Raw genomic sequence first — 23,213 nt, 5'->3', positions numbered from 1 at the left:
TCAGCCCTTCTGGGTGTTCTCTTCGCCGACGATGCCGATGACGGCCTGGTCGTAGGCGGCGGCCGCGTCGTCGACGCTCGACTGCCCGGTCATGACGGCTTCCATCGCGACCTGGATCTGGTTCGAGATCTTGTCGTAGTCCTCGGTCGCGGGGCGGAAGTGCGTCGTGTCGACGAAGCTCGAGAACGTCTTGAAGCTCGGGTTCGCGTCGAGGTACTCGCTGGACTCGGCCACGTCGGCGCGGACGGCGATCTGGCTGTTGTCGATGTTGTACGCCGTGGCGTTGTCCTTGTTGACGGCGGTGGAGAGGAAGTCCCACGCGGCGTCGGCATTCTTGGTGTTCTTGCCGATCGCGAGCGTCCAGCCGCCCGACATGCTCGTCGTGCCGGGAGCCTGGCCCTTCTGCGTCGGCATCGCGGCGATGCCGAGGGTGTCGCTCCACGCGGGCCACGCGGCGGTGCCGCCGTCGACCCACGCCGCCGACTGCCACGAACCGTCGAGGGCGATCGCCAGCTTGCTCGAGGGCAGCCAGTCGGCGGTCACGCTGGTGAAGATGTTGGGGTCGAGCGCCTGCTGCAGCGACGGGCCGAGGCCGCCCTGGTAGACGTCGCTGACGAACTGCAGCGAGTCCTTGAAGCCCTGACTGCCGACGACCCACTTCTTGCTGTCGGTGTCGTAGAGGGTGTCCTCGGTGCCGTACAGCAGCATCTCGAGCCCCTGCATGGATGCCGCCTCACCCGCGGTCTTGCCCGAGTAGACGTTGATCGGGATGACGTCGGGGTCGGCGGCCTTGACCTTCTCGGCGGCCGAGAGCACATCGGCCCAGGTCTTGGGCTGCCACGGCACCGAGATTCCCGCCTTGGCGAAGATCTCCTTGTTGTACCAGAGGCCACGGGTGTCGGTGCCGAGCGAGACGCCGTACGTCTTGCCGTCGGGGCCGAGACCGGCCTGCTTCGCGCCCTCCGCGAACTGCGACCAGTCGTCCCACTTCGCGAGGTAGTCGTCGAGAGGCAGGAGGTAGCCGGCGGCCGCGTCGGACTGGATCTTGAACGTGTCTTCGTACTGGACGTCGGGAGCGGTGCTCGCCGACTTGTTCATCAGCGCGAGCTTCGTGTAGTAGTCGGCGCCCTCGGCCTGGATCGGGACGAGCTCGACGGTCACGCCCTTGTGCGCCGCCTCGTACTCCTTCTTCGCGTTCTCCATCAGCGTCTGCATCTGGTTGAACGTCGCCGTGGTCTGGTACGCCACGCGAATGGTGTTCGCGTCGCCCGATCCCCCGCTGCCGCCGGAGCAGCCGGCCAGGGCCACGGTCAGGGCCGTCACGGTCAGGAGACCGCCGACCATCGTCGATTTCTTCATGGAAGCTCCTTTGCTCGGGTGGAGACACCGCGTCGCCAGAACCTTTTATAAATCAAATGGACTAACTCGGCAAGTCGTGTCGCACGACACGCGGTAACGATCAGGCCACGGGACGCTGTGAGAGGCGCGGGGATCGCTCAGATCGCGATCATCATGCGGGCGGGGCGCGCCGCGAAGGCCCCGTCCAGCATGAGGCAGGCCGCGCCGACAGCGGCCACATCGGCGCCCACGCGCGACAGCCGCATGGTGATGGCGCGGGTAGCGGTCGACACCGGGTCCGACGTGACACGCGCGCTCACGGTGTCGACCAGAACCTCCGAGAGCCGCTCCCACACGGGTCCTCCCAGCACGACCTCGTCGACGTCGAGGAGGTTGTTCGTCACGACCAGGGCTCGGGCGATCCGCTCCCCCGCGCGGCGCAGGACGTCGCCCGCGCGAGTGCCGCCCGCCGCGGCATCCCGGACCAACCGGTCGAGATCGGGACGGGTGTCGCCCGTCTCGGCGGGCACGTACCCGGCTTCGGCGAGGAGCGTCCGCGGCTCGATCGAGACCCCGAGGCACCCGCGCGACCCGCATTCGCACGCCGGGCCGTCGGGGTCGACGACGACGTGCGCGATACCCCCGGCGTTGCCCGTGCGACCGCGCACCGGCGCACCGCCGATCGCCACGCCGAGACCGACACCGGCGCCGTAGTACAGGAACATCGCGTCGGTGAGGGCGTCGGACCGGTCGAACCACATCTCGCCGACCATCGCGGCGGTCACGTCCTTCTCGACGATGACCGGGAGACCGGTCGCCGCACCGAGGTCCTCGCGCACGTGGACGTTGTGCCACGCGGGCAGCAGGGGCGGATCGAGAAGTCTGCCTCCCCGGGCATCGAACGGGCCGGGAGCGGCCACGCCGACTCCGAGCACGAGTTCCCGCGGAATCTCGGCTTCGGCGACGATGCGATCGACCGCCGCACGGACATCGTCGATGAGCTCGGCGGGGGCAGCGCCGTGGCGCCGCGGGATCTCGTCGTGCGCCACGACGTCACCGGCCATGTCGACCACGACGATCGTGTCGACCACCGGGTCGAGGTGCACGCCGACGGCGAATCGGGAGCGCGGTTCGAGCTTCAGCAGCGTGCGCGGCTTGCCCGGGCCGGAGATGACCTTGCCCGCTTCGGCGATCAGCCCCTCATCGGCGAGGCGGCGCGTGACGTTGCTGAGGGTCTGAGCGCTGAGTCCGGTGCGCGCCGACAGCTCCACCCGGCTCAGCCCCTCCGGTGCGCGGCGGATGAGGTCGAGCACGAGGGTCTGGTTGTACTCGCCGACCGCCGGCAGGTTCGCCCCCGTCCGCATCGCTTCCCACTCTCGCTCGCCGGCCCGCGTCGCAGACCCCCGCTCAGCGTACGCCCGCGTAGAAGCCGCGCCCCTCCGCGTCGTCGTCCGTCAGGCGCCGAGCGCGAGCGCCGCTGCACCCAGCAGGGGCCCGTCGCCGTCGAGGCCGGAGCCGACGATGCGACAGCGTCGCGCGTAGGCGTGCACCGCCGCGGCCTCCGCCGCCACGCGCACCTGATCGACGTAGTCGTCGGCGACCTGCGAGAACCCGCCCGCGATCGCGACCGCTTCGAGGTCGCACAACGTCGCCGCCGCGGCGATCGCCTGGCCGACCGCGGTCGCCGAACGCGACACGGCGGCGCGGGCGATCTCGTCGCCGGCACGGTACGACGCCGCCAGGTCGAGTCCGGTGGCGCCCTCCCAGCCCTGCGTCCGCGCCCACGCGACGGTTCCGGGACCCGCGGCCACGGCTTCGAGAGTGGATGCCACGGCGTCACCGTCGTGGATCGTGCGCACGAACGTCTGCCCGAGATGGCCCGCGTTGCCGCTCGCGCCGCCCATCGGACGCCCGTCCAGCACGAAGCCTCCACCGACACCCGTGGAGACGACGATCGCCATCGCGTTCCGGCATCCGCGCAGGGATCCCCGCCAGTGCTCGGCGAGTGCGATGCACGTGCCGTCGAGGGCGAGCGTGATCGGGCCGTCGACCAGACCGCTCAGCACCTCGTCGATCGGGAGACCGGCGGCCTGGGGAAGGTTGAGCGGCGACACCGAGCGCGACGGGAGGTCGACCGGTCCGGCGCTGCCGACGCCGATCGCGCCGACACGCAGGCCGGGGACCGCAGCCAGAGCCCCCTCCGCCGCTTCGCGGACGTTGCGTGCGATGGCCTCGCGGTCGTTCTCGCGTCCGGTGGGCCGGCGTGTCACGCTCTCTCGGACCACCTCGCCGGCCATCGACACGACAGCGGCGTCGACCTTCGTCCCGCCGATGTCGACGGCGAGAACATGGGTGTACGCGGGCAGGGACGGGGTGGCATCGGACATGCGCGCTCCTCGGGTGAACGAATGCTCCCCGATCCTAGGGGCCGGTGCATCCGCCGAGTGACGCCTGTGCACCACGCCCCGCACGGCCCCGAGCCCCGCGGCGCAGGTTACGATCAGGTCACGGCGGCAACGGCTGCCGCCGCCCATCGACACGAGGGATGCCATGGACGAGACGGCCACGCCCGAGGCGGCATCGCGACTCCGCCGCACCGAGACCGCCCGCCCGGGAAGTGACGAGCCGCTCACCGCGGAATCCTTCGCCCGGCTGACCGATCAGATCACGGCATCCGTCTCGAACGTCATCGACGGCAAGCCCGAGGCCGTCCAGAGCGCTCTCATCGCGCTCCTCGCCGAGGGGCACCTCCTCATCGAGGACGTCCCCGGGGTGGGCAAGACGATGCTCGCCCGCGCGCTGGCCGCGACGGTCGACGCCGACGTGCGACGCATCCAGTTCACGCCCGACCTGCTCCCAGGAGACATCACGGGCGTCTCGGTTTTCAACCCGGTCACACGGCAGTTCGAGTTCACGCCCGGCGCGGTGTTCGCCAACATCGTCATCGCCGACGAGATCAACCGCTCCTCCCCCAAGACGCAGTCGTCGTTGCTCGAAGCGATGGAGGAGCGACAGGTCACCATCGACGGGCGGACGCACGTGCTGCCCTCCCCGTTCCTCGTCGTCGCGACGCAGAACCCCTTCGAGATGGAGGGCACCTACGCCCTCCCCGAGGCCCAGCGCGACCGCTTCCTCCTGCGCATCTCGATGGGCTACCCCGATGCCGCCGCCGAAGCGCTCATGCTGCGCCAGCGCGACTCCGTGAACCCCCTGGACGGGATCGTGCCCGTCGTGACCGCGCGGCAGATCACCGCGATGATCGCCTGGGCCCGCGGGGTGCACGTCGCCCCCGCGCTCGAGGAGTACGTCGTGGCGCTGGCGCAGGCGACGCGGAGCCACCCCGACATCCGCCTGGGCGCGAGTCCGCGAGCCACTCTGCAGCTGGTCCGTGCCGCCAAGGTCCGGGCGGCGCTCGACGGGCGCGCGTACGTCATCCCCGACGACCTGACGTCGCTGCTCAACCCGGTGTTCGGTCACCGCCTCATCGCGAACCGCTCCGCCGCGGGCGGCCGGGCGGGAGCGGTCGTGGTGTCCGAGGCGCTCGACCGCATCGCCGCGAGCGTGCGCGTCCCGCTCGCCGCTCGAGCATGAGGGCCCGATGAGACGCTGGTGGCCGTTGACCCTCCGGGGCAGCGGTGCCGTCGTGCTCGCGGTGGCCTCCCTCGTCATCGCCCAACGGGCCGGCATCCCCGAACTGATGTACTTCGGCGTGCTCATGGCCGCACTGCTGGCCGCGGCAGCCGTCACCCTCCTGATCGCGCGACGCACCGACCGCGTCACGCGGACCGTCCGCCCCGACGTCATCGACGTGGGATCGCGCACCGACGTCGTCGTGCGCGTCGGCCTGCAGACGGCCCTGCCGACCGCTCCCGGGCGGTGGGCCGACACCCTCGCCGCCGGGGTGAGCGGAAACGCACGGGGTCTGTTCCCGGCGACGGCGTCGTCGCTCGGTCGCGACACCGTCCCCGTCGAGCTCCGCTACGAGATCGTCGGCCGCGAACGGGGCGTTCACGCGCTGGGCCCGCTCGAGGTCGTCACGACCGATCCGTTCGGCCTCGTCCGTCGCCGATTCAAGCTCGGACGGCCCTCCCCGATCACGGTCGCCCCCGCGATCGTCGACCTTCCGCCGCTCCCCCCGACCGGGGGCGAGGCCGGTGGCACCCGGCAGTCCTCGGCGCTGCAGCTCGGAGAGGGCGTCGACAACCTGGTCGCCCGCCCCTACGCCCCGGGCGACTCGATGCGGCGCATCCACTGGCGCGCGACCGCGCATCGCGACACCCTCATGGTGCGCCAGGAGGAACAGGAGTCCAGCCCCGCGGCGACCGTGGTGCTCGATCGTGCCCCGTCGCGGTGGTCCGCCGCGGCCGGCGAGGCGCCGAGCGCGGACATCGCCTTCGAGACGGCGGTCTCGGCATGCGTGTCGGCGGTCGCACGCCTCGTGCACGAGGGGTACACCGTCGACGTCGTCGACAGCGACGGCGAGCTCCTGGCCGAGCCCGTCGACGGCGGAGAAGAGGGAGAGGCGCGAGCACTGGCGGCGTCTTTCGCCGGCCTGACCGCGCGCGTCGACGGTTCGTCCGCGCGCGTGATCCCCGCGTCTGCCGCGGTCATGATGGGACCGGTCGTGGTCGTCACGTCCGACCCCTCGCGTGACCCCGCGCTGGTTCCCGGCGCCTTCGCGCAGCGCTCAGCGCTGCCGATCATGGTCGTGGTCGCGCCCCAGCCCGACCTCGACGCTCCCCTGGCCGCGGGGTGGCGCGTGGCATCCGTCCGTCCCGGTGGCGACATCGCCGCCGCATGGGCGGAGGCGACCGAGAGAGGACTCGCCGATGTCGGCCGGTGACGTCACGCAGCTGCGCACGCCCCGTCGTCGCCGCGACGCGTCGTTGCTGACCCTCGGCCTCTTCGCGGCGATCGCCGCGGCCATGCTCCCCGTGTTCTCGGTCATGGCTCCGGGATCGTGGACCGTCCAGGCCGCCTTCCTCACGGCGGCCCTCCTCGGTGCCGGGCTCGTCGCGCGACTGTGCGCGCTGCCGGCGCTGGTGGCCACGGTCATCGAGCTGGGCATCTGGGTCTTCGCGCTCACAGCCCTGTTCGGGCGCACCACGGCGGTGCTGGGGTTCATCCCGAGCCCTGCCACGGTGAGCACCGTCCCGGGCCTCGTCTCCGCGGCATCCGAAGAGATCCGTACCGGTGTCGCACCCGTCGCGCCGGGGGTGGGACTCGCGTTCGTGTTGGTCGCGGCGATCGGCGCCCTCGCCATCGTGCTGGATCACGTCGTGCTCACGGCCCGGATGCCGCTGCTGGCGGCCGTGGGTCTCGTCGCGGTCTCGCTCATCCCCACGATCGCCATCCCGGCCGACGTGGACGTGCCGGGCTTCGTCCTGCTCGCCCTGGCGCTCCTCTTCCTCCTGCGCGTGGACACGCGCTCGCGCCACGCCGGCAGCCGTTCACGCGGGCGCGGGGCGTCCGCCACCGCCCTCGGCATCGCCGCGGTCGCGGTGCTCGTCGCCGTCGTCGCGACACCCCTCCTCCCCCAACCCGCCCTGCGCTTCGCCTCCGGCGGGACGGGGGGATACGGAACGACGATCAACCCCAACCTCGAGCTCGGCAACGACCTGCGCCAGCCGCGCGACGTCGACGTGCTGACGCTGCAGACGGACGCACCCACACCGCCCTACCTGCGCGCGGTGACGCTCTCGAGCTTCGACGGCTCGGTGTGGCAACCCGATCGCAACGACACCGTGAACGTCCCCGACGACGGTCCGGTGTTCGCGGCCCCCGAGATCGACCCCGACATCGCGGTCGCGCAGTACACGACCGACATCTCGGTCGGCGAGCTCGACAGCCCGTGGCTCCCCGTCCCCTCCCCCGCGACGACCGTGACGGGCCTGCAGGGCGACTGGCTCGGGATGCCGGACAACCGCACGATCGTGTCGCGCGCGGGCTCGTCGCGCGACCAGGACTACGAGGTGCAGACGTCCGCGCCCCGACCGACGCTCGAGCAGATCCGCGCGCGTCCGGTCGGAGGATCGGAGCTGGGCGATGCGGTGCGCGCCCTCCCCGCCGACGTCCCCGCCATCATCGGCGACACCGCCCGTGAGATCACGGCGGGCGCGTCATCGCCGTACGACGCCCTGATCGACCTGCAGACCTGGTTCCGTAGCAGCGCGTTCCGGTACTCGCTGGACGCCCCGGTCGAGGCGGGGTTCGACGGGGCGGGACTGGATGCCGTGGCCGACTTCCTGCAGGCGCGCACCGGATACTGCGTGCACTACGCCTCAGCCTTCGCCGTGATGGCCCGAACGCTCGACATGCCCTCGCGCATCGTCGTGGGCTACCTGCCCGGCACGCTGTCGAGCTCGGGCATCGGGCAGGAGCGGTCCACGTTCACCGTCACCTCGAGCCAGCTGCACGCGTGGCCCGAGGTGTACTTCCAGGGCATCGGCTGGGTGCCGTTCGAGCCCACCAACAGCCTCGGCGTCCCCACGAGCTTCGCCTCCGGCAGCACGGGTAGCACGACCACCGCACCCAACGCTCCGCAGCAGTCGCAGAGCGCAGCGCCGGGCAGCCAGCCCACGACCGCACCCTCGCTCGGCAACCAGGACGGCCCGGGGCTGTCGAGCGGGAGCACCTCGGGCGCGACGCGGGCGATCGGTCCGGGTCTGCTGATCGCCGCGGGCATCGCGGTGCTGCTCCTGATCCTCGCGGTTCCCGCGGTGGTGCGCTCTCTGCGACGCCGATCGCGTCTCATCGCGGCGCGAGCGGGAGACCCCGTGGCCGCGTGGGCGGCCGTGCAGGACGACGCGGTGGATCTCGGCATCCCGGTCCCGGGCGGTGAGTCGCCGCGGCGGTTCGCCGAGCGTCTGGTGCGGGACCACGGCGCCGATCCCGACGATGTCGACCTCCTGCGCGCGGCGGTCGAGCGCGTCAGCTACGCCGAGAACGCGCTGGATGCCACCGCCGGACCGCTCCTCGCCGACGCCGCCGCGCGGGTCGGCGCGAGCCTGCGCGCCCGGGTCACGGGGCCGCGCCGCGTGCTCGCGCGCGTCGTTCCGCGTTCGCTCGTCGTGCGTCCCGGCACCGCCGCCGCGGAGGAGCGTGAGCGGGTCGGCGCGTAACCGGCTTTTGCTAGGTTGTCGGGCATGAAATTGCGTCGACCTGGGATTCTCTTCACCTCTTTCGTCGGTCTCACCCTGCTCTCCGGATGCGCAGCCGCCGGCGTCTCCCCGTCCGACGACGACGCGGCCGACGACACCGGCGACGGCGACGCCGTCGCCACCGCGCCGTTCCCGGGCATCACGAGCTGCGAGCAAGTGACCGCAGCGATCCCCGGCTTCGTCGAGGGGATGAGCCTGGTCGGCGACTCCGTCGACGACGGCGCGGTCATGTGCATGTGGGCCGCGCCCGAGGGCGGCCCCTACGCCTCGATCCTCATCAGCCAGAACGACATGCCCACCGACGAGCAGGCGACCGCCGGCGCCAAGATGCTGAACCTCCAGGCGACGTCGTTCACCGACGCTCGGCTCAGTGACCTCGGGGGCGTGGGGTGGCGATGGACGGCCGACGGCTCCCCCGACACGACCGGGTACTCGACCGTCTACGTGCCCGGCGTCTCGGTCGAAATTCACCGGGGGAAGGACGGCCCGGACGGCGACACGTCGTACGCCCCCGCCGACTCGGAGGCGATCGACGTGACGCTGGCGGTCCTGAAGCTCTGACGCCTCCGCCACAACGCCGAAGCCCCGCCCGAACTCTCGTTCGGACGGGGCTCTTCGTGGCGGAAGTGACAGGATTTGAACCTGCGAGGCGAGTTACCCCGCCTACATGGATTCCAGCCATGCTCCTTAGGCCGCTCGGACACACTTCCAAGGGACGATCTTACACGGCGGCGGCACCGTCACCCGCCGCGGTCTCCCTCAGCGGACGTCGGCGCCCTGGTCGAGCAGCGGGCGCGGCACGCGGTGGAGGGTCACCGCGCCGATCGCGTCGAACGGATGCAGGGGGTCGGGGTCGACCGCGCCGGTCGGCCCACCCAGCTCGGAGTCGGCGAGCGCGCTCATGACGGTGTAGGCGTCCATGGCATCCCATCCGCGGTCGACGAACGCGTCGAACGCGTCCTCGTAGCCGCGTTGCACGCTCTCCTGCACGGTGGCGCCGAGCCCGACGAAGATCCACTCGTCGGCCGTCGCGATGCGCGGGGCGCGCAGCCCCATACCCGGGACCACCTCCACCGACACGACGACCGTGCCCTCGGCCTCGATCGCGACGAACGACGACTCGCCGCGCGCCATGATCGCGTGCACGTCGCCGATCGCGAGGAGCGCCCCCTCGACCTCCACCGGCAGGTACACCGTGGCGCCGGGAGCGATGTCGGTGACGTCCATGTTGCCGCCGATCGCGTGGGCGGGCATGACGGTGCTCGCGACCCCCGCGGCGGGCGCGGTGCCGATGCAGCCCACCATGGGTCGGGGCGCGACGGTCACGGCATCCGTCAGATGCACGCCATCGGTATCGATCGGGATACGACGGGTCACGACGCGGTCGGGCATGCGGTCGCGCAGGGCCCCGACACCGGGCAGGCTCATCGCCCACCCGGTGTCGGTCAGCCGGATCTCATGGATCGTGACCGCCAGTGCGTCGCCGGGATGCGCGCCCTCGACGTACACCGGGCCGGTCACCGGGTTCAGAGGGGCCGACAGGCGCGCCAGGTCTCCGTGCTCGTGGAGCTCGCGGTACACCGCGTCGTCGGTCTGGAACGCGATGCGCTCACCCGTGCCGGGCCGCACGCGGAGCACCGGCGGCACCGAGGCGTCGTGCCCCGGACGACCGTGCTCCTTGCCGAGGAAGAGCTCCGTCATCGCGCGGCCACCTCGCCGCCGCCCTCCCCGGCCGTCGCCGTCGCGTGCTCGGGCAGCGGCCCCGTCGCACCGCCGCTCTTGCGAGCGAAGATGAGGTAGACCACGCCGCCCACGACGAGCCACAGGATGCCGCCGACCTTCGCGGTGATGTCGGCGTTCAGCAGCACGTAGCCGATGATGAGGAACCCGATGACCGGCACGACGAGGTGCAGCAGGTAGTTCTTCGACTTCTTCTTGCCGAGGTAGTACACGGCGACCGACACGTGCAGCAGCAGGAAGCCGAGGAGGGCGCCGAAGTTCACCAGCGACGAGATCACCGCGATCTGGCCCACGAAGAACAGCACGAGCACGAGCGAGATCGCGCTGACCGAGAGGATCGCGGCCAACGGCACCTGGCGGGAGTTGACCTTGGACAGGAAGGCGGGGAGGCGCCGGTCGCGGCTCATCGAGTAGAGAAGGCGCGAGGTCGCGGCCTGCGCCGCCACGGCGTTGGCGATGCCGACCGCGACGACGTTGACGGCGAGGAACGCCGTGGCCCAGCCCGAACCCGCGGCCTGGGCGACGAGCAGGAAGAAGGCGTTGTTGACGTCGTCGTCCGAGAACGCGATCGTGCCGGCGGCCAGGGCGCTGGCGAACCACGTCTGCGCGATGAAGAGCACCGCGACCACGAGCAGGGCGATGATCATCGCCCGACCGCCCGACTTGCGGTCACCGGTGGACTCCTCGGCCATCGTCGAGATGCCGTCGAAGCCGAGGAAGCTCAGCACCGCGATCGAGAGGGCGGTGGCGATCAGCGCGGGGTTGACCTTTTCGGCATCCCACACCGGGGCGATCGAGAACTCGGCCCCGGGGATCGCTCCCGAGGAGAGGGCGACCATGGCGATCACGACGAAGATGACCACGAACAGCAGCTGGATGCCGAGCATGACGCGGTTCGCGAGCTTGATCGAGCCGATGCCGAGGACGTTGATGACGGTGTTGATGATCACGAACGCCACCGCCCAGATCCACTGGGGCACGTCGGGGAAGATCCCGGCCATGGACGACGCCGCGAACACGTAGAGGAGCGTGGGGACGAGCAGGTAGTCCAGCAGGATCGCCCATCCGGCGAAGAAGCCGACGGTGGGGTGGATGCCGCGCCCCACGTACGAGAAGACGGAGCCGGCGATCGGGAACGCCTTCGACATCTGCGCGTAGGCGAGCGCCGTGAAGATCATGGCCACGACGCCCGTGATGTACACGAGCGGGACCATGCCGCTGGCGGCGTTGTACACGACGCCGAAGATGGCCCACGGGGCGATCGGCACCATGAAGACCAGGCCGTAGACGACGAGGTCGAGGGTGGACATGGAGCGCTTGAGCTCCTGCTTGTAGCCGAAGGACTCCAGCGACTGCTGGGCCTCGGGGGCGGTGTCGGACATGGGACTCCTGTTCGGGTGCGGTGGAGCGTAACGGGGTGGGGCGGGTCAGGGAAGCGGAGCGAGGAAGTCGGCGATGACGGTACGGAAGGCGTCGGGCATCTCCAGGTGCGTGCAGTGGCTCGCACCGGCGAACACGTGCGAGCGGGCGCCGAGGATGCGTTCGACGAACGGTGCCCAGGTCTCGGGCGTGGCCTCGTCGAACTCGCCGGCGACCACGAGCGTGGGCACGGCCACCTGCGGGAGGCGGTCGATGATCGTCCAGTCGCGGCCGGTGCCGACGACGTGGAACTCGTTCGGTCCGTTCATCGTGAAGTACACCGTCGGGTCGGCGAGCATCTGCTGCTCGCTGTCGATGAAGTCCTGCGGCATGGGCGTGATGCGGCAGACGTGGCGCTCGTAGAACACGCGGGTGGCGTCCAGGTACTCGGGGTCGTCGAGGGTGCCGTCCGCCTCGTGACGGTCGAGGGCCTCGCGGGCTTCGACGGGCAGCTCGGCGCGCAGCCGCGCGGCGCCGGCGAGCCACAGTTCCATGGATGCCGGCGAGTTGCAGATCTCGAGACTCCTCAACCCCGCCGGCTGCCGGACGGCGATCTCGGCGCCGAGCATGCCGCCCCAGGACTGACCGAGCACGTGGTACTCATCGAAGCCGAGCGCCTCGCGCAGATTGTGGAACTCGTCGACGAAGAGCTGCGGCACCCACTGGGACGCGGGAGCGTCGGGGTGGTGCGAGCTCTTGCCGCACCCGATCTGGTCGTAATGCACGACGGTGCGACCGGTGAGGTCGGCGAGGGCGTCGAGGTTGGCGACGTAGTTGTGGGCCATTCCGGGTCCGCCGTGCAGGACGAACAGCGGAGCTCTGCCGGTCGGCTCGGCGGGCTCGGTCAGGCGGGCCCAGGTGAAGCCGTCGTGGAAGGGAACGGTGATCTCGCGGTGCATGGAGTCATCGTGGACCCCGTAATGGTTCGTTGGCAAACCTTTTCTGCGGAATTAACATGGAGGAAACGACGGGAGCCCATGGCCGAGACCGACGACGCCTCCCTGGTGGACCGCGTCACCCAGCGCCTCATCACCGCTGTCGCGGTGGGTGAGTTCCTGCCCGGCACCCGCCTGCCCGCGGAACGCGACCTCTCCCCCCTCCTGGGTGTGGGGCGCACCACGGTGCGCGCCGCTCTCGACGACCTGGCCACGCGCGGGCTGATCGAGAAACGCCGTGGCCGCGCGGGCGGCACCTTCGTCGCCGAGGAGTGGCCGGCATCGATCGTCGTCGGTGTCGACCGCTGGTTCGAGCAGCGATGGAGCGACCTCGTCGACGCGTGCACCGCGAGCTCGATGCTGCACTCGTCGCTCGCCCGCCTCGCCGCCGAGAGACGGACGGATGCCGACATCGCGGTCATACGCGACCGCCTGGCCTCCTTCCACGCGGCGGATTCCGGCAACCCCAAGCAGCGCGCCGACAGCCTCCTGCACCTGTCGATCATCGATGCGGCGCACAACACGGCCCTGCGCGACATCCTCCTCGAGCACGAACGGCACCTCTCGCTGTCGGCTCCCGCCCATCCGTGGGGAGACCGCGAGAGCCATCGCCGCATGGAGTCCCGCGCGGCCAGCGAGCATGACGCGATCGTGGCCGCGATCGTGACCGCCTCCCCCGACGAGGCCGCCGAGCTCGCACGCCGACACGTGCAGATCGACCTCGAGCTGTTCACGGAAGCGCGGGAGTTCGCGCGCCGGCGCGCCGCCGCGGCCCAGGCCTGAGGTCGCGTGACCCGCGGCGGGAGGCCTCCCGCGCCCTCAACCCGTGAGGCGCGCCTCCAGGCCCGCTCGAACGCCCGGCCACTCCTCGCGCAGGATCGAGAAGTAGAGCGTGTCGCCGATCGAGCCGTCCCCCGCGATGCGGTGATGACGCAGTCGACCCTCGGGCGTCGCGCCGAGGCGCTCGATCGCCCGCGCGCTGCGCTCGTTGCGCGCATCGCAGCGAAGCGCCACGCGGTTGAGCCCCCACTCCTCGAACGCGTGCTCGAGCAGCAGCATCTTGGCCGCGGGATTCGTCCGCCCGCCCTGGAAGGCGCGGCCATACCACGTCGTGCCGATCTCGACCCGGCCCTGCGCGGGCGTGAGGTCGTAGAACGTGGTGGATCCGCGGATGCCGGAGGTCTCGGCATCCCGAACCGTGAACGCGAGCATGCCGGGCGTCTCGCGCTGACGCTCGACGTGCGCGGCGTAGGCGTCGACCGACGCCGGCCATGGCGTCGTCATGCCCGCCCACAGGGGCGCGTCGGTGAGGGCCCACGCCTCCGCCGCGTCGTCGGGATGGGCGGGGGTGAGACGGATGCCGTGCCCCTCGAGCACGAGGTCGTGGGCGGTCATCGTGCCTCCAGCTGTGCGACGAACTCATCCGCGGCGGCGACCTTGCGGCGCAGGTCTTCGCGGCGCCGCTGCGCCTCGTCTCGGATACCGGCGAAGCGCTCCCGCAGCCCGGCGTCGTCGGGATCGGCCTCGAGACCGTCGACGACGGCCAGCAGGTCGCCCATCTGCTCGAGCGAGTATCCGAGCGGCTTCATGCGGCGGATGAGCAGCAGGCGCGACTCGTCGTCGGCTGTGTAGAGACGGAAGCCGCCCTCGGTGCGGGCCGACGGACGGAGCAGACCGATCTCGTCGTAGTGGCGCAGCGTGCGGATCGACAGCCCCGTGCGCTCGGCGAGCTCGCCGATCTGCATCGGACGCTCCTCGGTCATGGCATCCCCGATCCCGCAAACCTCACGTTACGGTAGAGTTCTTCTCGGTCGCGGTCGCGACCCCTCTATTCTTCCCCGCACCGTCGCGGGTTCCCCCCGATCCGCCTCTGGAGCATCGACATGACCGACGTCCTCGCGCGCCCGCGCCCCGAACCCACCGTCCTACAGGCCCTGCGTTCGCCTCGCCTGCTCACCCGCGAGGTGCTCGCCGGTCTCGTCGTGGCGATCGCGCTGATCCCGGAGGCGATCGCGTTCTCGATCATCGCGGGCGTCGACCCGCGACTCGGCCTGTTCTCGTCGTTCGTCATGGCGGTTGCGATCGCGTTCCTCGGCGGCCGTCCCGCCATGATCTCGGCGGCGACCGGGGCGATCGCGCTCGTCATCGCCCCCGTCGCCCGCGAGCACGGCGTCGACTACCTGCTCGCGACGGTGATCCTCGGCGGCATCCTGCAGGTGGTCCTGGGTCTCGCGGGCGTCGCGAAGCTCATGCGCTACATCCCGCGCAGCGTCATGGTCGGGTTCGTGAATGCGCTGGCGATCCTCATCTTCACCGCGCAGGTGCCGCAGCTCATCGGGGTGCCCTGGGCCGTGTACCCGATCGCAGCGGCGGGCCTGCTGATCATGTACCTGTTGCCGCGCCTGACGAAGGCCGTGCCCGCCCCGCTCGTGGCCATCGTGCTGCTCACGGGCGCCGTCGTGGTGCTCGGCATCTCGGTGCCCACCGTCGGCGATCAGGGGGCGCTGCCCGAAAGCCTGCCGGCGCTGCTGATCCCGAACGTCCCGTTCACCCTCGAGACGCTCGGCATCATCTTCCCCTTCGCGCTCGCCATGGCGATCGTCGGACTGCTCGAGTCGCTCATGACCGCGGCCCTCGTCGACGACATCACCGACACCCCCTCGTCGAAGACCCGCGAGTCGCTCGGTCAGGGCGCCGCGAACGTGCTGTCGGGGCTGTTCGGCGGCATGGGCGGTTGCGCGATGATCGGCCAGACGATGATCAACGTCAAGGCCTCGGGGGCGCGCACCCGGATCTCGACGTTCCTCGCGGGCGTCTTCCTGCTCATGCTCGTGCTCGTCTTCGGCGACGTCGTCGCGACCATCCCCATGGCCGTGCTCGTCGCCGTCATGATCGTCGTGTCGATCGCCACCTTCGACTGGCACAGCATCCGCCCCTCGACCCTTCGCCGGATGCCGCTGAGCGAGACCATCGTGATGGTGCTCACGGTCGCGATCACCGTGTGGACGCACAACCTCGCGATCGGTGTGGGGGTCGGCGTCGTCGCGGCTGCGGTGCTGTTCGCGCGCCGTGTGGCTTCGCTGACGAGCGTCACCCGATCGGTCGACGGCGACACCGCCCGCTACGTCGTCGAGGGTGAGCTGTTCTTCGCCTCGAGCAACGACCTCACCACGAAGTTCGCGTACCACCGCGACCCCGCCCGCGTCGTGATCGACCTGTCGCGTTCGCACGTGTGGGATGCCTCGACGGTCGCGGCCCTGGATGCCGTGCAGACGAAGTACGCCCACCTCGGGACGACCGTCGAGCTCGAGGGGATGAACGCCGCGGCGGCGCGGTTCCACGAGCGCCTCAGCGGGGGTCTCGGCGCGGGGCACTGACGCTCGCCGACTACGCGCGCGTGACGAGCGGCGGACCAGGGACGACGGGAGGATGCCACGACCGCAACCCTCCTCCGCCGGTCACATCTCCTCCCTTCGCCACAGGGGGGGCGACGTCGGCGACCACGCCACCGTGCCGAGCGGAGGATCAGGGACGACGGGAGGATGCCACGGCCGAAACCCTCCTCCGCCGGTCCCACCCCCTCCCTCCAGCACCGCGCCTCTCGCGGGCGACGAGCTCAGGAGCGCAGCGTCGTCGACGGCGTCTCGCCGAACTCCCCGCGGTACATCGCGGCGAAGCGACCGAGATTCGAGAAGCCCCAGCGCGCCGCGATCGCCGCGACCGTGTCGACGGACGGGTCGGCGCTGCGCAGATCGGCGCGCGCCGCGTCCAGGCGCACACGCCGCAGGTACTGCATCGGGGTGCGCCCGGTGGAGGCCCGGAAGGCATACTGCAAGCCGCGAGGCGACAGCCGGGCCGCGGCGGCGATGTCGGCCAGAACGACAGACTCCGCCGCGTGGGCTTCGATGTACGCCTTCGCGCGGCGCACGGGTGCCGGCAGCGGGCGGGCGGGGCGGCCCGCGGCGAGCGCATCGGTGAAGGTCGTGGGGAAGGTGAGCAGCGACGCCTCGAGCATGAGCATCCGCGCCTGCTGCTGAATCAGGGGGGTTCGCTCGGGGGAGCGCAGAAGGACGTCCCTCGCGTACTCCCACGTGCGCGTCCAGTACCGCAGGCGCTGCTCGCTGACCGGGGCGTGCCCGGTCGCGCGGACCCGGAGTCCCTCATCACCCGAAAGCCGACGCGCACCGTCCTCGAAGTCGGAGCGCGAGAACGAGACAGCGGTCCCGGCGATGCGTCCGGTGAAGGCGACCTCGAGTGGGCGATCGACGACCATGAAGGGGACCGCCGTGTCGATGCGTTCACGGCGATACGTCCCCGCCACGCGCGACCCCGCGATCCGTCCCACGACGACCTGATCGAGAGGGTCGGACTCGACGAGCATGGTCGATCCGATCGTGTAATCGCAGAAGGCGAATCCCGTATCCGAGACGGCGTGCCAGTTCAATGCGGGCTGAATGGCGTCGGCGCGCGAGATACGAGCCCCCGGAACGACCGTCTGCCACATCTCTTCGACGATGGCGGCATCCCTGGTCTCGATGTTCGTATGCTCCACGGGGCTTTCCTAAATCGTCCGGAAACGTGCGGCAACACCGTTGCTTTCTCACGCGAAATGTGCGTGGGATCGCTCTCAGGACATCGGGGGGATATCGACGAGAAAGGATGCCGGGGGGATCCCTTCACCGTATCGTTCCCGGTCACCGCGAAGAAACGAGCCAGCGCAGCCGCGGGCAGCGGTTGCGCGCAGGTCGTGGTCTCTCGACCCGCGACCGAGGCGGCGGGTCGCATAATTGGTGAGGCGCGCGTTCCGGCGGCCATCGATCGACGGGATGCCGAATGACCTTCCGCACCATGGCGACTCTGCAATCGTGGGTCGACGATTTCCGCGCCCTGGGGTACCACGACGCCGACATCCTGCGGGTCATTCCTCAGGATCTGGACGACGATCTGGATCGAGGACTGATCGCGGCGCAACTGCGCAGCGTCTCGACGACGTTCTTCGTGGCCCCCGGCGCTGCGGCCGGATCGACGGACTGGGCCGTGACATTCGAGCCGCGCGAGAACGCCGCTCCCCTGCCCGCGGGGAAGGTGCTCGCGCTGTCCGGAGAGCTCGCGATGCTCTCGGCGCTCTGCTCGTTCCTGCAGGCGCGCTCCGAAGCATTCCTCGCGGGGCAGTAAGGGTCGTCAGTCCGCTCGCGTGGCCTCGGCGACGACGCGTTCGAGAATGTGCGCGACGCGCGCGCTCTCGTCCGGATCGAGCGCCGCGATCGCCCGCTCGATCGACCGGTCGAAAGCGCGCAGCAGCGACCAGGGGTACGCGTCGAGGTCGATGATCGCCGTGATGTGGTTCACCCGACGATCCTCGGTGTCGAGGTCGCGACGCACCGCACCGCGCTGCACCAGTCGATCGATCAGCGTCGTCACGCCGGCAGAGGTGATGCCGAGGTGGTCGCGCACGTCCGAGGGACGTGCGCCCGGGTTGTCGACGACGAAGAGCAGGGCGCGAGCGTCGAGTTCGTTCAACGACAGCTCTCGACGCGCCTCGGCCACCGCGGTGCGACGCGCCTCGCCGTAGGCGAGCAGGGCGCGGCCCATCGGTGAATCCGGGGCGGAGCCGGATGGCGAATCGGGTGACGACGACACGACCGTACATCGTACTCATCCCCGCCCAGTCCCTTTCGTCACGCCGCGCCGGGTGAAACCGGTCGTGCCGACGCCTCGACCCGACGGACGATCCACGCGCCGATGCCCGCGCCGCTCCCGCGCCGACCCCGGGTGTCCCGTCGTTCACACGATGGTCTTCGAGGCGTAACCCGCAGCCCGGGGTCGAGCCTTCAGCATGAGACAACCGCGTCAGACGACGCGGCGCCCCTCCCCCGGAAGGCGATCCCATGACTCGACCCGTGCGCGTGCTGTCGCTCTACGAAGGATTCTTCGCCGGAGGGGCGCGGATCCTGCACTCCGACGTCGTCGCGAGCCTCGCGACGATCGGCGGCCAGGAGCATCACGTCCTGTCGCTCACCTCCGCGGCCCGTCGCGACGGCTCGGTGCAGGACGCCCGGGACGACGCGAGATACCACCGGCTCCGCGACGCGGGCGTCGGGATCACGACGTTCGACCGCATCGCCGGCGATCGACCGATCACGCCCGACGCGTTCAGCGCCGCCGAGCTCGACCACGCCGCCGCTCTCTTCGACGAGGCGGACATCGTGCTGTCTCTGAAGGAGCAGCCCCTGAGCCTCGTCCTCGCGCTCGATCAGGCGGGCCTCCTGCCCGTTCGTCCGACGGCCGCGTGCCTGCACCGCTCCGACCCCACTCACTCGGGACCGGCCCTGGGATGGCTGACGGATGCCGCGGCCGCCGGCATCGTGTCGGCGACCATCTCGTGCGCCGCCTCCACGTCCGACGCGTACGCCCGCGCCGGTGTCGCCGCCGGCGAGGCGTGGATCATCGACAACGGCATCGACACGCGGCGGTTCCGGCCGGGGACGCGGCTCGAGCGTCGACGGATCCGCGCGGGTCTCGGCATCCCGGAGTCGGCGCACGTCGTGCTGCTGGCGGCGCGGTTCGACGCGATGAAGGATCCGGGTCTCTTCCTCGCGGCGGTGGCGCGGCACGCGCGGCGCTTCCCCGACACGCACTACGTGATGTGCGGATCGGGGATGACCCGCGACAACACCGGTTTCGCCTCCCTCGTCGCCGAGAGCCGCCTCGCGGAGGGGACGCACCTTCACTCACTCGGGCTCCGCGAGGACATGCCCCAGCTCTACCGCGTGGCCGACGTCGTCGCCCTCACCAGCGCCTTCGGCGAGGCCTCACCGCTCTGCCTGGCCGAGGGGGCGGCATCCGGGGCCATCCCCGTGACCACCGACGTCGGCGACGCCGCTCGCGTCGTCGAGGGCTTCGGCCTCGTCACGCCGCGCGACGCGGACGCGATCGCGGACACCTGGGAGCACGCCCTCGCCCACCGTGGCGCGCTCCGCGCCGCCGCGATCCGCGCGCGGGGTCGTCTCGACCGACGCCGGATGGTCGACGACTACCGTGAGGCCCTCTCGGGCCTGCTGCTCCGGGACGCCCTCGCCGCGTAACCGAATCGGGTCGCGCGAGGTGCCGTCCCGGCGCTGAGTGTCCGAAACACCCGGACGATTTTCCCGAACGTCCGGGTGTTCTGGACACTCACGTGCGAAGGAGCGGCTCAGGCGGCGGGCATCCACGCCGCGATCGCGATCACCACGATCACGAGCAGCGCGACCGCGGCCTGGACGCACAGGAGGACGGCGAACAGGTACCCCTGGTAGGAGCCCTTTCGTCCCGTGAATCCGTTGACCAGCAGGGCCGCGAAGATCGCGACCTGGAACGCGATGCCGATCCACGCCCACGCCGCGACGATCGGGACCGAGAACGCGAACAGCACGATCGCGATGAGGGCGAGGAGCCCGGATGCCACGAGCCACACGCGGCGGTTCGGGTTCTGCACGGCCTTCTGGTTCAGCACCCGGTTCGGGTCGTGACGGGGACCGGTCATGGCGGCGTCCTTTCCGTGGGGAGGGCCACCGTAGGACGGTCGGACCGAGCGGTCCGAGCGGGTTGACAGGCTCGGGAAGCGGCGGCCACCGGTCCCTCCGACGGGCGCCGCACCATAGACGGCGGGCGACACCCGCGCCATCCCCGCAGCCGACCCGGGAAAGCGTGTCTACAGTGAGGCATGACCGCGCGCATCCTCTCGATCGGCACGGCCCTGCCCGAGACGCGCGTCGACCAGGCCACGCTCCGCGACCTCTTCGCGGCCCAGCCCGGGTTCGACCGGAAAGCGCAGCGGCTGGTCGGCGCCGCCTTCGACGCGGCGGCGATCGACACGCGGCACGTCGTCCTCCCCCAGCTCGCCGGCGAGGGCGGCGGAGCCCTCGGCGTCCGCGACGGCGACACCCTCCTCATGCCGCCGACGGGCGCCCGCAACGACGAGTACCGCCGCGCCGCTCCCCCTCTGTTCGCTCAGGCCTCGCGCGCCGCGATCGCCGGGTCGGGACGAACGCCGGATGCCATCACCCACGTCGTGACCGTCTCGTGCACCGGGATGTTCGCGCCCGGCCCCGACTACCGGCTCGTCCGCGACCTGGGTCTCGCGACCACGGTCGAGCGTTACCACCTCGGATTCATCGGGTGCGCCGCGGCGATCCCCGCGCTGCGCCTGGCCGCGCGCATCGTCGCCGCCGACGCCGACGCCGTCGTGCTGGTGGCGTGCGCCGAGCTGTGCTCGCTGCACTGGCAGACCTCGTCGCACCCCGATCAGATCGTCGCCGCCTCGGTGTTCGCCGACGGTGCCGCGGCGGCGGTCGTGGCATCCGAAGATCCCGGGCACGAGGGCTTCGACCTCGACGGCTTCGCCACCCACCTCACGGGCGAAGGCGAACGAGACATGGCGTGGACCGTCGGCGACTCGGGCTTCGAGATGACGCTGACCCCCGAGGTCCCGCGCATCATCGGCCGAGAGATCGTCGGCATCGCCGCCGACGTGATCGGCGACCTCGACGGGATCGACGCGTGGGCCGTTCATCCCGGGGGTCGCAGCATCCTCGACCGCGTCGAGACCGCGCTGGATCTGGATGCCAGCGCCCTCGCGCCCTCGCGGGCGGTCCTGCGCGCGCACGGCAACATGTCGAGCGCGACCCTGCTGTTCATCCTGCGCGACCTCCTCGCCGACCCCTCCCGCGACGACGGCGACCGCGTGGCCGCGCTGGCCTTCGGCCCGGGACTCACGGTGGAGGCGGCGCGCCTGACGCTGCGGCGGCCGTGACCCGCGCACGGGGAGCGTGGCGAGGGCTCGCCGAGCGCGACACCGCCCTCACCGAGCTGATGGACGACCCCGACTGCGACCCCCGCGCCCTCGCCGCGACGTACCGCCGGTTCGGCCTCGTGAACCGGCTCGTGTCGGCGTGGGGTCACGTGTACCGCTCGCGCGTTCGCCCCGAGCTGCGCGCGCTCGGCCGCCCCGCCCGCGTGCTCGACCTCGGGTGCGGCGGCGGCGACGTGGTGGTTCGCCTCGCGACGCTCGCCGCGCGCGACGGCCTCGACGTCGAGTGGGTGGGGGCCGACCCCGATCCCCGGGCGCTCGAGGCGGCACGCGAGAGGGAACGCCCCGGGGTCCGCTTCGTCGCCCAGGGGTCGCGCGCGCTGATCGACGCCGGCGAGCGCTTCGACCTCGTGCTGTCGAACCACGTCCTGCACCATCTCGACGCCGGGGCACTGCAGCGGTTCGCCGACGACTCGCTCACACTGTCGCGCGGACCCGTGCTGCACGCCGACATCGCCCGCGGCCGCCTCGCCTACGCGCTGTACGCCGTGGGCATCGCCCCCCTGTCGGCGGGAACCTTCCTCCGCGTCGACGGGCTCCGCTCCATCCGCCGCAGCCACCGCGCGCCCGAGCTGGCCGAGGCCCTCGGCTCGCCGTGGCACGTCGAGACCCCCGCGCCCTTCCGGGTGCTCGCCGTCGCGAAAGGACGCGCGGATGCCTGAGGTCCTCGTCGTCGGGGCGGGCCCGGTCGGTCTCGCCCTCGCCGCCGACCTGCGCGCGCGGGCGGTCGAGGTCGACGTCGTCGAGAAGCGGACGGCGATCGGCGGGGGAACGCGGGCCATCGGCATCCACTCCCCCGCCCTCACGCATCTCGAGGCTTCCGGCGCGACGGACGACCTGCTCGCGCGCGCGGTGCGCATCGAACGCGGCGAGGCGCGCGCCGACGGGCGGCGGCTGGCCGAGATCCGCTTCGACCGGCTGCGCGCGCGGCACCCGTACGTCGCCGCGCTCCCGCAGGCCGACACGGTCGACGTCCTCACCCGGCTCGCTCCGCCGGTCCGGCGCGGGGTCGCCGTCACGGCGCTGATCGACGACGGCGCGTCGGTCCGCGCGCGAGTCGTCGGCCCGCACGGCGACGAGGAGATCCGGGCCCGGTTCGTCGTCGTGGCATCCGGGTGGGCGGGGAGAGAGCTCGTCTACCGCCCCGGCGCCGTGCGCACGCATGAGTACCCCGACCGGTACGCGATGGCCGACGTCGTCGCTCCCGGCGGTCCCGTCGCGCGCGTCCACCTCGAACGCGCGGGCGTGCTCGAGTCGTTCCCGCTTCCCGACGGTCACCGTCGTCTCGTGGCCTGGGCGGGCACCGACGAGATCCCGGATGCCACGGCCTTCCTCCGCCGCGCCGTCACCGACCGCGCCGGGCTCGACGTCGACATCCCCGCGGCGACGACCTTCCGGGTCCGCCGCGCCGTGGCTCCCGCGCTCCGGCGGGGCCGGGTGATCGTCGTCGGCGACGCGGCGCACGAGGTCAGCCCGATCGGCGGTCAGGGCATGAACCTCGGGCTGCTCGACGCGCTGACCCTCGCGCCGCTGCTCTCGCGCTGGCTGCGGACGGACGCACCGGACGGGCTCGCCCGCTGGGAGCGCGATCGTCTCGCGTCGGCGAGGCACGCGGCCCGCTTGGCCGCGCTCAACACGTTCCTCGGGCGAGCGCTCGGCCCGGGCGCGCACGCGGCCAAGACGGCGGCGCTGCGCACGGTCCTGCGCGGACCGGGCGGCGCCGCCTTCACCCGCGCGTACGCGATGCAGATGGATCGGGCCGCCCGCAGCTAG

The 23,213-nt window shown here is 71.5% G+C and carries 22 protein-coding genes and 1 tRNA gene; 11 read left to right on the top strand and 12 right to left on the bottom strand.

Translation table 11 applies throughout. The features are described from left to right. The 3 genes from ACMW4R_RS17210 to ACMW4R_RS17200 form a co-directional block, all read right to left on the bottom strand. Window positions 1-1,359 carry an extracellular solute-binding protein gene (locus ACMW4R_RS17210; RefSeq protein ID WP_418300517.1) on the bottom strand — a complete coding sequence of 453 codons (1,359 nt, stop codon included), beginning with the start codon at window positions 1,357-1,359 and terminating at the stop codon, window positions 1-3. Between the two features lie 137 nt (window positions 1,360-1,496). Then, the gene (locus ACMW4R_RS17205) at window positions 1,497-2,651 is read right to left on the bottom strand and encodes an ROK family transcriptional regulator (RefSeq protein WP_418300647.1); all 1,155 of its coding nucleotides are present in this window, start codon (window positions 2,649-2,651) and stop codon (window positions 1,497-1,499) included. Between the two features lie 141 nt (window positions 2,652-2,792). Further along, the gene (locus ACMW4R_RS17200) at window positions 2,793-3,725 is read right to left on the bottom strand and encodes an ROK family protein (protein ID WP_058597107.1); all 933 of its coding nucleotides are present in this window, start codon (window positions 3,723-3,725) and stop codon (window positions 2,793-2,795) included. Between the two features lie 163 nt (window positions 3,726-3,888). On the opposite strand from ACMW4R_RS17200, the gene ACMW4R_RS17195 reads away from it, so the two are divergent. Genes ACMW4R_RS17195 through ACMW4R_RS17180 form a run of 4 tightly spaced genes read left to right on the top strand, consistent with a single transcriptional unit; the run spans window position 3,889 to window position 9,059 of the window. Beyond that, window positions 3,889-4,929 (top strand): AAA family ATPase, encoded by a 1,041-nt coding sequence (locus tag ACMW4R_RS17195; RefSeq protein WP_193753590.1) that lies wholly within the window; start codon window positions 3,889-3,891, stop codon window positions 4,927-4,929. A gap of 7 nt (window positions 4,930-4,936) precedes the next feature. Then, complete coding sequence (locus ACMW4R_RS17190; RefSeq protein WP_058613407.1) at window positions 4,937-6,181, top strand: DUF58 domain-containing protein; 1,245 nt, start codon at window positions 4,937-4,939, stop codon at window positions 6,179-6,181. Continuing rightward, window positions 6,168-8,459 (top strand): transglutaminase TgpA family protein, encoded by a 2,292-nt coding sequence (locus ACMW4R_RS17185; RefSeq protein ID WP_418300516.1) that lies wholly within the window; start codon window positions 6,168-6,170, stop codon window positions 8,457-8,459. Before ACMW4R_RS17190 ends, ACMW4R_RS17185 begins: the two co-directional genes overlap by 14 nt. A 24-nt stretch (window positions 8,460-8,483) precedes the next feature. Further along, window positions 8,484-9,059, top strand: a complete 576-nt coding sequence (locus tag ACMW4R_RS17180; protein WP_058630034.1) for a hypothetical protein — start codon at window positions 8,484-8,486, stop codon at window positions 9,057-9,059. Window positions 9,060-9,116: 57 nt separating this feature from the next. On the opposite strand, the gene ACMW4R_RS17175 is transcribed toward ACMW4R_RS17180, so the two are convergent. The 4 genes from ACMW4R_RS17175 to ACMW4R_RS17160 form a co-directional block, all read right to left on the bottom strand. Continuing rightward, a tRNA-Ser gene (locus tag ACMW4R_RS17175) sits at window positions 9,117-9,208 on the bottom strand. A gap of 49 nt (window positions 9,209-9,257) precedes the next feature. Then, window positions 9,258-10,199 carry an acetamidase/formamidase family protein gene (locus ACMW4R_RS17170; protein WP_418300515.1) on the bottom strand — a complete coding sequence of 314 codons (942 nt, stop codon included), beginning with the start codon at window positions 10,197-10,199 and terminating at the stop codon, window positions 9,258-9,260. After that, window positions 10,196-11,620: an APC family permease gene (locus ACMW4R_RS17165; RefSeq protein ID WP_058628012.1), complete on the bottom strand. Its 1,425-nt coding sequence runs from the start codon at window positions 11,618-11,620 to the stop codon at window positions 10,196-10,198. The genes ACMW4R_RS17170 and ACMW4R_RS17165 overlap by 4 nt, the downstream gene beginning before the upstream one ends. A gap of 45 nt (window positions 11,621-11,665) precedes the next feature. Continuing rightward, window positions 11,666-12,556, bottom strand: coding sequence for a proline iminopeptidase-family hydrolase (locus ACMW4R_RS17160; protein ID WP_418300514.1), 891 nt, complete (start codon window positions 12,554-12,556; stop codon window positions 11,666-11,668). A 78-nt stretch (window positions 12,557-12,634) separates the two neighbouring features. On the opposite strand from ACMW4R_RS17160, the gene ACMW4R_RS17155 reads away from it, so the two are divergent. Then, on the top strand, window positions 12,635-13,375 hold the full coding sequence (locus tag ACMW4R_RS17155; protein ID WP_418300513.1) for a FadR/GntR family transcriptional regulator: 741 nt from the start codon (window positions 12,635-12,637) through the stop codon (window positions 13,373-13,375). A 36-nt stretch (window positions 13,376-13,411) separates the two neighbouring features. Here the strand turns inward: ACMW4R_RS17155 and ACMW4R_RS17150 are convergent, their stop codons facing one another. Then, entirely contained in the window at window positions 13,412-13,987 is a 576-nt protein-coding gene (locus tag ACMW4R_RS17150) for a GNAT family N-acetyltransferase (protein WP_058628014.1), read from the bottom strand. Beyond that, window positions 13,984-14,355 (bottom strand): MerR family transcriptional regulator, encoded by a 372-nt coding sequence (locus tag ACMW4R_RS17145; RefSeq protein WP_058597098.1) that lies wholly within the window; start codon window positions 14,353-14,355, stop codon window positions 13,984-13,986. The genes ACMW4R_RS17150 and ACMW4R_RS17145 overlap by 4 nt, the downstream gene beginning before the upstream one ends. Before the next feature lie 120 nt (window positions 14,356-14,475). On the opposite strand from ACMW4R_RS17145, the gene ACMW4R_RS17140 reads away from it, so the two are divergent. Next, a complete protein-coding gene (locus ACMW4R_RS17140) occupies window positions 14,476-15,969 on the top strand; it encodes a SulP family inorganic anion transporter (RefSeq protein ID WP_418300512.1) in 1,494 nt (497 codons plus the stop codon). Window positions 15,970-16,208: 239 nt separating this feature from the next. Here ACMW4R_RS17140 and ACMW4R_RS17135 read toward each other — a convergent pair whose 3' ends face one another. After that, a complete protein-coding gene (locus tag ACMW4R_RS17135; protein ID WP_418300511.1) occupies window positions 16,209-17,144 on the bottom strand; it encodes a helix-turn-helix domain-containing protein in 936 nt (311 codons plus the stop codon). Window positions 17,145-17,425: 281 nt separating this feature from the next. On the opposite strand from ACMW4R_RS17135, the gene ACMW4R_RS17130 reads away from it, so the two are divergent. Then, complete coding sequence (locus ACMW4R_RS17130; protein ID WP_058597088.1) at window positions 17,426-17,767, top strand: hypothetical protein; 342 nt, start codon at window positions 17,426-17,428, stop codon at window positions 17,765-17,767. 6 nt (window positions 17,768-17,773) lie between these two features. Here the strand turns inward: ACMW4R_RS17130 and ACMW4R_RS17125 are convergent, their stop codons facing one another. Next, window positions 17,774-18,184 (bottom strand): MarR family winged helix-turn-helix transcriptional regulator, encoded by a 411-nt coding sequence (locus ACMW4R_RS17125; RefSeq protein WP_241490589.1) that lies wholly within the window; start codon window positions 18,182-18,184, stop codon window positions 17,774-17,776. A 296-nt stretch (window positions 18,185-18,480) separates the two neighbouring features. Between ACMW4R_RS17125 and ACMW4R_RS17120 the strand changes: the two genes are divergently transcribed. Next, window positions 18,481-19,677, top strand: a complete 1,197-nt coding sequence (locus ACMW4R_RS17120) for a glycosyltransferase (RefSeq protein WP_418300510.1) — start codon at window positions 18,481-18,483, stop codon at window positions 19,675-19,677. A gap of 107 nt (window positions 19,678-19,784) precedes the next feature. On the opposite strand, the gene ACMW4R_RS17115 is transcribed toward ACMW4R_RS17120, so the two are convergent. Then, window positions 19,785-20,114 carry a hypothetical protein gene (locus ACMW4R_RS17115; protein ID WP_058613399.1) on the bottom strand — a complete coding sequence of 110 codons (330 nt, stop codon included), beginning with the start codon at window positions 20,112-20,114 and terminating at the stop codon, window positions 19,785-19,787. Between the two features lie 180 nt (window positions 20,115-20,294). Here ACMW4R_RS17115 and ACMW4R_RS17110 point away from each other — a divergent pair, with 180 nt between their 5' ends. The 3 genes from ACMW4R_RS17110 to ACMW4R_RS17100 are packed head-to-tail and all read left to right on the top strand — an operon-like array spanning window position 20,295 to window position 23,213. Beyond that, window positions 20,295-21,383, top strand: coding sequence for a type III polyketide synthase (locus ACMW4R_RS17110; RefSeq protein WP_418300509.1), 1,089 nt, complete (start codon window positions 20,295-20,297; stop codon window positions 21,381-21,383). Next, complete coding sequence (locus ACMW4R_RS17105; protein WP_418300508.1) at window positions 21,380-22,102, top strand: methyltransferase domain-containing protein; 723 nt, start codon at window positions 21,380-21,382, stop codon at window positions 22,100-22,102. The genes ACMW4R_RS17110 and ACMW4R_RS17105 overlap by 4 nt, the downstream gene beginning before the upstream one ends. Then, complete coding sequence (locus ACMW4R_RS17100; RefSeq protein ID WP_418300507.1) at window positions 22,095-23,213, top strand: FAD-dependent oxidoreductase; 1,119 nt, start codon at window positions 22,095-22,097, stop codon at window positions 23,211-23,213. The genes ACMW4R_RS17105 and ACMW4R_RS17100 overlap by 8 nt, the downstream gene beginning before the upstream one ends.

It is taken from the genome of Microbacterium sp. S1037, from assembly GCF_048381605.1.
Classification (GTDB): Bacteria; Actinomycetota; Actinomycetes; order Actinomycetales; family Microbacteriaceae; genus Microbacterium; species Microbacterium testaceum_B.
The sequence above is the reverse complement of the archived record's forward strand: the minus strand, read 5'-3'. Positions and strand labels throughout refer to the sequence as shown.